General features: G+C 64.2%; 6 protein-coding genes. 5 read left to right on the plus strand and 1 reads right to left on the minus strand.

Annotated elements, in window-relative coordinates:
* On the plus strand, positions 1 to 1,158 hold a 1,158-nt coding region (locus BL253_RS17225; RefSeq protein ID WP_076818143.1), incomplete at its 5' end, for a radical SAM family protein.
* Between the two features lie 25 nt (positions 1,159 to 1,183).
* Positions 1,184 to 1,819 (plus strand): 3'-5' exonuclease, encoded by a 636-nt coding sequence (locus tag BL253_RS17230; RefSeq protein WP_076818145.1) that lies wholly within the window; start codon positions 1,184 to 1,186, stop codon positions 1,817 to 1,819.
* A gap of 580 nt (positions 1,820 to 2,399) precedes the next feature.
* On the opposite strand, the gene BL253_RS17235 is transcribed toward BL253_RS17230, so the two are convergent.
* Positions 2,400 to 4,034 (minus strand): DNA methyltransferase, encoded by a 1,635-nt coding sequence (locus BL253_RS17235; protein WP_081438401.1) that lies wholly within the window; start codon positions 4,032 to 4,034, stop codon positions 2,400 to 2,402.
* A 744-nt stretch (positions 4,035 to 4,778) separates the two neighbouring features.
* Here BL253_RS17235 and BL253_RS17240 point away from each other — a divergent pair.
* The 3 genes from BL253_RS17240 to BL253_RS17250 all read left to right on the plus strand — a co-directional run.
* Positions 4,779 to 4,937 (plus strand): toll/interleukin-1 receptor domain-containing protein, encoded by a 159-nt coding sequence (locus BL253_RS17240; protein WP_081438402.1) that lies wholly within the window; start codon positions 4,779 to 4,781, stop codon positions 4,935 to 4,937.
* Positions 4,938 to 7,033: 2,096 nt separating this feature from the next.
* Positions 7,034 to 7,282: a WD40 repeat domain-containing protein gene (locus BL253_RS45835; RefSeq protein WP_476644112.1), complete on the plus strand. Its 249-nt coding sequence runs from the start codon at positions 7,034 to 7,036 to the stop codon at positions 7,280 to 7,282.
* Between the two features lie 213 nt (positions 7,283 to 7,495).
* A partial coding sequence (locus tag BL253_RS17250) for a toll/interleukin-1 receptor domain-containing protein (RefSeq protein ID WP_116438866.1) occupies positions 7,496 to 8,163 on the plus strand: 668 nt, incomplete at its 3' end.

An 8,163-nucleotide genomic window follows, 5' to 3' on the forward strand; every position in this document is an offset into this window, starting at 1 on the left:
ATGTCCCTCGTGGTCGGCTACCGGAAGTCGGGACTATCGCTCAATCACATCATCGGCTGTCCCCTGGACTGCGGCTATTGTGTTCGGCATTTCTGGGGCAACTTCGAGGTCAAGGTTCCACACCTCCTGTGCTCGACCGACGATGCTGTCGAGCAGCTAGTTTCCCATCCGGCGTTCCGACCTCACGTCACGCCCGTGCAACTGTTCAACAAGGCCACCGACCCTTTCCTTCCGGGCGTGAAGCCACATCTTTTCCACGTTCTTCATGCCCTTGATGTCCGTGGCTTTACTAACCACGTTCTCGTCATCACCCGTTTCAAGGTCACGGAAGCCGATCTAGGGGAGCTAGAGCAGCTACAGCATCTGCGGGTCACGTTGCTGTTTACCTACGCGGGAATCACGGACACTCGCGTAGAGCCGATCTCCAAGAGTGACACCACCGTCCGCTCGCTCCGTACCGCGATCGGCCACAAGCGCCGCACGGGAGTGGTGCTCTACTGGCGCCCGATCGTCCCGGGCTGGAACGATAGCCCTGAGACGATGGCTCGGGTTCTCGAAGCCGGCCGGGGTGCTGACGCAATCGTGTTCACCGGCTATTACCACAAGGAACAGAACGCCGAGTACCTGCGCAGCCTCGGAGTCGAGGTGCCCTACGAGGAGAGCTACGCCCGCCGCAAGGTAATGCCCGACGAACTAGACGCCCGCGTGGTCGCCGCGTGGAAGGCCAGCGGAGTAACGACCCCACTGTTCCGCAAGACGTCCTGTGGCGTCGCATACGCCCACAGCGGCCCGGACTATAACGGTCACTGGGGTGTCCGCGAACTGTGCGACATCTGCCCCACCGCCCAGCGGCAGCGATGCGCGGACGACTACGCCGAGCCAACCGCCGAGCAGATCGACGCCACCCTTGCCCAACTCGGCTACGAATCCGACTACGTCATCGAGCCCGGYCACGTCTGGACACACGGACTCGGCGAGCAGAAACGCTACGCCGTGCAACACATGCTCCRCCACCAGATCTGGGAACTCGACCAGCCCCACCACCTGCACGCCCACGGCCGCTCTCTACTCGGTCACGACCCTGACCCCGAGCAGACCGACAGCTTCGCCACCGTCCGACACCACTTCGAGCAGACAGCCCGCTACGAAGACGAATAGCCGCCAATGCGGGAAGCTGTACCGGATGACAACGCGTCCATGGACAGAAGCCGATCTTGTCGCCGTCGACCTCGAAGGCAGCGGCGCTCAGGACCGCGACCACGAAGCAATCCTCGAAGTGGCCGCCGTACCGCTGCGGCACGGCCAACCCGATGTCCCACACGCCCTCTCGACCCTGGTAAACCCCAACCGTCCCATACCACAACGGCCATGGATCTCTCCCGGCATCAACGATCAGACGCTTCGCGTCGCCCCGCCCCTTACGCGCATCGCAAGCGTGCTCACGGCCATGATCAACGGAAGATGGATAGTAGGTCACAATGTCGGCGTCGATTGGCGCCTTCTACGGCGACACATTCCTGACCTAGCGCCCGCCGGACTGATCGATACACTCGCGCTGGCTCGCGCAACCGGCATCGACGGCGGTAGGTCGCTTTCCACTCTCGTCAAGAACACGGGGCTCGATGAGACGATGCGTCTTGCCGTGCCGGGCAGTCAGCCTCACCGCGCACTGTGGGACGCCGCCGCAACCGCCTACCTCCTTTCTACGCTGGTCGACCGACACTGGTCGGGCGGACCGCCGACGTTCGTCGACCTACGCGCGGTCGCAGGAATCAGAACGGAGGCGGAACCGACTAATGAACAACCGACCCTTTTCTAGATGGAATGTGCTGTCTGCGGGGCTGCGGTATGACGCCCGGAAAGACTTGCCTCCGGCTCCGTCGATGGGACGGTGACGGTCCGGCTGTCGGACGTGCCGAGCGGCCGGGAACGCGCCACCCTCACCAGCCACGCCACCCTGATGGCGTTCTCCCGGACGGCGCCATGCTCGCCACCGGCTCCGGCGATGGAACGGTCCGGCTGTGGGCGCTCACTTGATCTCGACGGCCATCCTGTGGCCGAGGGTTGCCTGACAAGCCCGCTCGGCCTGCTTGCAGGTGCGCGCACCCTGCAAGCGCAGGCCAAGCGCCATTCGGCGACACAGATGAGGCCACCGCGAACCTCAGTGAGCGTGTGTACAACCCGACTTGCAACGGTAGGTAATTATTTGCGCAGGGAGAGCCGCAGAATGGCCTGAGTCGCGCGGGCGCGGGCTAGGGGGAGCCCTGGCGAGTGGGCTGGCGGCGTGTGGGCGTTCAGGTGGGATGAATGGGGTGGTTGAGGGGTTCTGGTGATGGGGTGCGGACGTGGGATTTCTTCGTCTCGTACACGTCGGCCGACGAGCGGTGGGCAAGCGCCACCTACTCGTCGTCCATCTCGCCGTCTCCGAATGCCAATTGAGCCGGTTTCGGCAGRGCCTGACGCCGTTGTGCTTGCTGGTACGGCGGCAATGCCGGCGGCATCTTGGGTCGCTTGAAATTGAGAAGATTCGCTACGGTTATAACCTGGACCTTGGGGAACGCCTGACCATTGGCCGGCCACACATATGCCCCAGCATGATCGCAGGCGTCCTTCATACCCTTCGTAGGCTCGCCCATCGTAATCAAGACGCCCATATCGGCACCTTGGGTCGTAACCGTGCCGAGTAAATCGCGGACGAACTGAGGGCCGAGCGCCTTACCCCCCTTGACGGACACCAAGATGCGGCCCGACCCGCCCCGCTTATCTGTCAGGAAACGTATGAYGCCGTCTATACCCTTGTCGCCTACCTGCTTCTCATTGGGCGTACCGTGAACCAGTGACACGGCCCAACGCTCGAAGTCGAAGGGCGACTGGTCGAAGAGCGCGCGAGCGCCGGGCAGGTCCCGAGGGATGCCCTCGACGGTGTAGGTCTTCTCGACGTCCTCGCCATGTGTCTGCTTCAGGCGCTCCTGGATGAGGGCGATGGCGATGTAGGTGACGTCGATGCCCATCCACGTGCGGCCCAGTCGGACCGCCGCGTCCAGCGTCGTGCCGCAGCCACAGAACGGATCAAGGACCACGTCGCCCGGGTTCGAACTCGCCTGGAGGATGCGCTCCAGCAGGGCGACCGGCTTCTGGGTCGGATAGCCGAGGCGCTCCTTGGCGGCCGAGGTAAGGCGGATGTCCGTCCAGACGTCCTGGAGCGAGACGCCGGGCTGCTCGTCCAGGTAGCGCTTGTAGACGGGCATGCCGGTACGTCGGAGTTCGATGCGGCCCTCAGCGAGCATTCGATCAAGGTTCTCCCGCGAGTACGCCCAGTGCCTGCCCTTGTAAGGCCGAACGCCCTGCCACTCGAAGTCGACGTCTCCACCAGGCTTGGCGGCCGTGAGGTCACCGCGGCGGTACCGCCGGCCGGTGCCCTCCTCGACGTGGGTGTAGTTCTTCGTGATTGATGCGTCCTCGAACGGCGTGTACTGCCGGTTCCAGGTGAACTTGTCGCTCTTGGTGTAGAACAAGATCACATCATGGCCGCGGCCGTAACGGTTGGGGTCGTTCTTCGCTCCGGCCCGCTGCCAGGTGATCTCGTTCTTGAAGTTCCGGATGTCGAAGATTGCGTCAAGAAGGATCTTGAGGTAGTGACTCGCGGTCGGGTCACAGTGCAGGTAAAGGCTCCCGGTCCGCTTCAGAACGCGGTGCAGCTCGACGAGCCGAGGCGCCATATTGACCAGGTAGGCGAACAGGTCGTTCTCGCCGACCAGTGTCCGCATGGCCTGGAGCGCGTCCGCGACGCGGCTCGGGGCACCTCCGGCGATCAGCCCCTGTAGCTGGTGCTCCGTCTCGGTCGTCCAGCRCCACGTGTCGTCGAAGGCCTGGATCTGCGCGGTGTCGTCGTAGCCCGCCTTCGAGAAGAGGACGTTGTACGCCCGGTTGGAGTTGAACGGCGGGTCCAGGTACACGAGATCCACAGAGCCGCTGTCGATCTTCGGGAGCCAGGCCAGGTTGTCGCCGTAGAACAGGCGATTGCTCGGAGCCACGGCCCGAATCCTAGTGATCTGCGCACGTCGGGACGTGGCCCGACACGGGCGGTGCGCCTCGCATTCCTACTTTGCGCCACCACCCGGGCAGTACCCGCAGCGTCCGACCTCATCCCGGTGGCCGGCCTGCTCAGGCTGGACTCGGCCTGCCGGCGACCGGGGCCGACTCCAGACCATCCCGGCGGTCTGATAGCGTCACAGACACAACATCTTGTAGTTACACCTCTCACCTCCTGGGCGACCGGCCGCCAAGCCGGCGCGCCCCGCAGGTGGGTACCTCGCCTGTATCTATAGGCGTTCGGCCACCGGGACCGTCCCCGCGTCCGTCCTGTTCGGCGGGACAGCCTTCGGCGGGACGTACACACTCGCGCTCCTCATCCTTGGCGCGTTGCAGACCAGTACGTAGCGTCCCCCGCAGGCTCCCGCGTGATCTCAACGGCCATCCTGTGGCCACGCGGGGGTCTGACGAGATCATCAGCCACGCTTGCAGTTGCGCGCACCCTGCAAGCGCAGGTCACCCGTCATTCGGTGAGCGCCGAGCAAGGCCACCGCGAACCCTAGAGACTGTGTGTACAACCCGATTTGCAACGGTCAGTAACTGTTACCACACGAAGAGTCGCAACAGTGACGCGGCAGGGCGGGGCGGGAGGTTCCGGGAGATCATTCTGTCGTGCGCTGCGCCCCTCGGTTCGGGTGTGCGGGAGGGCCGGCATCGCGTGGCTGCTTGGGTGGGATGATCGGGGCGTGGTCGACGGGGTGTCCGGCGGTGGGGCGCGGACGTGGGATTTCTTCGTGTCCTATACAGGTGCGGATCGCCGGTGGGCTGAGTGGGTGGCCTGGCAGTTGGAAGACGCCGGCTACCAGGTGCTGATTCAGGCATGGGACTTCGCCCCCCGGCTCTGACTGGTACCTCGGCGTGCCGGATGTGCCGGCCGCCTCCAGGCCGACAAGCGCCATGTGGCCGCTGACACACTTCTACCCTGAGTGATCGACAATGCGCTGACATAGGAACGTTMGGACTAACTGTGCGTCGCTGGCGATCAATAGACCTCCGAAGAGCGGGAGCCTGTCGAATCGTGCGGTTATCGGTCCCTGACACGGCCTATGGTCGACCCATCTTGGATCTTGTGGTGTGGATAGGTGGACGGGAGAGCCGGTGCCATAACATGCGGTAGCGATTCTCGATCGACGCCTCGACGAGGTACCTGTGGCTCACAGCCTGCGTCATAGCCGTCTGTCACATTTCGAGTCTGCGTCGAACTCGATCTTAAATGGCMCCAGTGCGACGCATGCCCAACCGGCATAAGTTTTAGATCTGGCCGATAACCTGCGCGTTCAGGCCGAGACGCCGCTCGGCTTCCGCCAAGGATCACCTCTTTTGTCTCGACCTGGATCGGCTCCTGTTACTCTTCCGACAACCCTGCGGAACCTGGTCCTTGGGAGAGCATGTCTGCCGACCTCCATGTAGTTAGGACAGCAGCCCGGCAGGGGCTGACACGACATACGTCCAGTTCATGGGCGGCATGAAAGGTCAACTTGCATAACGTTGCGAACGTAGCGTTGACGAGGCGCCCGCAACGCTTCTAACGTTGTGCTCACAGATGACCGGGTTGCGCGTAACAGGGCAGACGACCGGCCGTTGATCGACATCTACGCGCGTTTGTCGTTCACGGCAGGCGGGTTGGAGACCACCTAAGCAAGACCATCACACGGGAGAGGTAGTTGTGAACCGCGCTAAACGTTTTATTGCGCTATTCGCCATCGTTCTGGGTGTAGCTGCCKCGTCGACCTTTGCAAGCTCGCCAGCGATCGCAGCGGCGCCTTCACCCGGTGCGACTGCTACCCCTAGCGTGGCCTTGGACCCRCATCCCGGCCCTCCGTGGGTGTTCTCGGGCTTCGCCTTCACCACACAGAGTGCCTGCGAAGCCACGGGTCGGGCGTATGTAAATAGCAAGCAGTATTCGAACTGGACGTGTAGGTTTGAAGGGGGTACGTATCGACTCTACCTTCTTCCGGCGGGCTGCACGGTACCAAATGTAGCCTCGTTGCCGAGTCGCCCTGCGGCTTGTGGCTGATCGCTCGTAGCGTGCCCGGAAGTCCCGTGGGATCAGCCCCGAGGCCCCCGGCTGAACGGGTGGGTATCCTGGGCGCMACGGGACTTCCGGGCATGAGCATGGATGGTTGGTGTACTAGATGACATTTCCTCCATTCACCGCAGAGGATGCCCTGCGCCTAGCCTCTCTGGATGATTCATCATACATAGTAGATCATTTCGCTATCCATCGGGATGCGGCCCTAGCGAGAGTAGTCAAACTGGGGTCTAACGTGACCGACGACGATCATCAATTTTCCATCTGCGCCCGATGTGACGGGGGCTCTTGGCGCCAGGTGGAGTCGATTGGTAGCGAAACGGTCGATTGTCAATTCGGGGGAGGTGCGCTGTGGATGTCGGGTCGCGAACTGACATACCGGATACCCGGTGTCGTCACCCTGAAAACCGTCGTATCCGCTCACGGAAACTGGTCGTTCGTGTACTCGGATCCCGAGGGCAGACGGGTAATGGGAACATCCGTTGTAGAGGGAGATTGGTATCCCCCGAAAGGCGGCTGACCAGGTAATTGACGATCTGAGTGGCAGAAACCGTTTCTGCGCATGAACGAGGCTGGTGGCAGACCGCGGTCCACATCGCGGTGCCCCTGACCGCTGTTTTGATCGCCCGGTCGCTTAGGGCCGAACGTAACTCTCGCAGAGTTGCTGACCGCTGGGAGCCATGCCGACACCGCCGGCGGCCTCGGTCAGGTGGAGGGCGGCTGTGGGGTCCTGGGTAGGCCACCGACGGCCGGGTCGGTGGGGAGCGTCCACCGGACGGCGCGCCGGCCCCATCGTTGGGGGCGCGGGTGAGGTGCCCGGTCGTCTCCAGCCGGGCGAGCGCGCCGTGTGCCGTTGGGAGGGACCTGCCCACCCCGGTGGCGACGTCGGCCGGGCGGGGCCAGGCGCTCATGGCCTGCGCGACTACGAGTGGGCGAGGGTGCCGATCCGCCTGGGCTGGGAGCCCGGACGGGGCAACTGGCTGTTCGCCCGCCGCAACCGCACCAGCGGCGAGCTGGCCTACTACGCTTGCCACGRCCCGCGCGGAGAACACCCCCGGCCACACCGGCGCTGTGTGGTGGGCGGCGTTCTCCCCGGACGGAACCCTGCTCGCCACCACCTCCGCCGATCAGATGGTCCGACTGTGGGCGATCGCCTGATCCCGGCGGTCATCTATTGCGGGATGYGAACGGCTCCGCTCCGAGTCGGCGCGCTTCAGCCATATAGAGCGTGCGCACAACCCGACTTGCAACGGTTGGTGATTCTTCGCGCACCTAGAGTCGTGTGAGGGTCTGGCCGTGCGGGCGCGGGCCAGGGGCGGCCCTGTCGGGCGGGCTGGTGGCGTATGGGTGTTCGGGTGGGATGATCGGGGCGTGGTTGACGGGGGTTCTGGTGATGGGGCGCGGACGTGGGATTTCTTCGTGTCCTACACGAGTGCGGATCGCCGGTGGGCGGAGTGGGTGGCCTGGCAGTTGGAGGACGCTGGCTATCGGGTGTTGATCCAGGCGTGGGACTTCGTCCCCGGCTCTGACTGGTATCTCGGCATGCAGCAGGGCGTGACGCACGCCCAAAAAATGATCGCTCTGTTGTCTCCGGGCTACCTGGAGTCGGTGTTCGGCGGGCAGGAATGGCGCGCGGTTCTAGCCGCGGACCCGATCGGCTTCACGCACAGGCTGTTGCCGGTGCGGATAGAGGAGTGTGACCGGCCGGGTTTGCTGCGGACTGTGGTCGGCTTTGATCTGTTCGGTTTGGAACCGGAGGCGACCCGCGCTCACCTGCTTGAGCAGGTGGGACACAGCCTGTCGGGTCGGGCGAAACCGGCTACCGCCCCGGAGTTCCCGGCCCCGGTCCGGCTGGCACCCCCGGTCGGTGAACCCGAGTTCCCACCCGCGCACAATCCACGATCGTCGCGCCTCCCCATCGGCGCCGCATTGGCCACCCTCACCGGCCACACCGGCCGGGTGTGGTGGGTGGCGTTCTCGCCGGACGGCGCCCTGCTTGCCACCGCCTCCGCCGATGGGACGGTCCGGCTGTGGGAGGT

Source organism: Pseudofrankia asymbiotica (genome assembly GCF_001983105.1).
GTDB lineage: Bacteria > Actinomycetota > Actinomycetes > Frankiales > Frankiaceae > Pseudofrankia > Pseudofrankia asymbiotica.

What these genes read in the sequence shown, in the direction of transcription:
- BL253_RS17230 (WP_076818145.1), top strand. Translation starts at nt 1,184, where the DNA reads ATGACAACGCGTCCATGGACAGAAGCCGATCTTGTCGCCGTCGACCTC.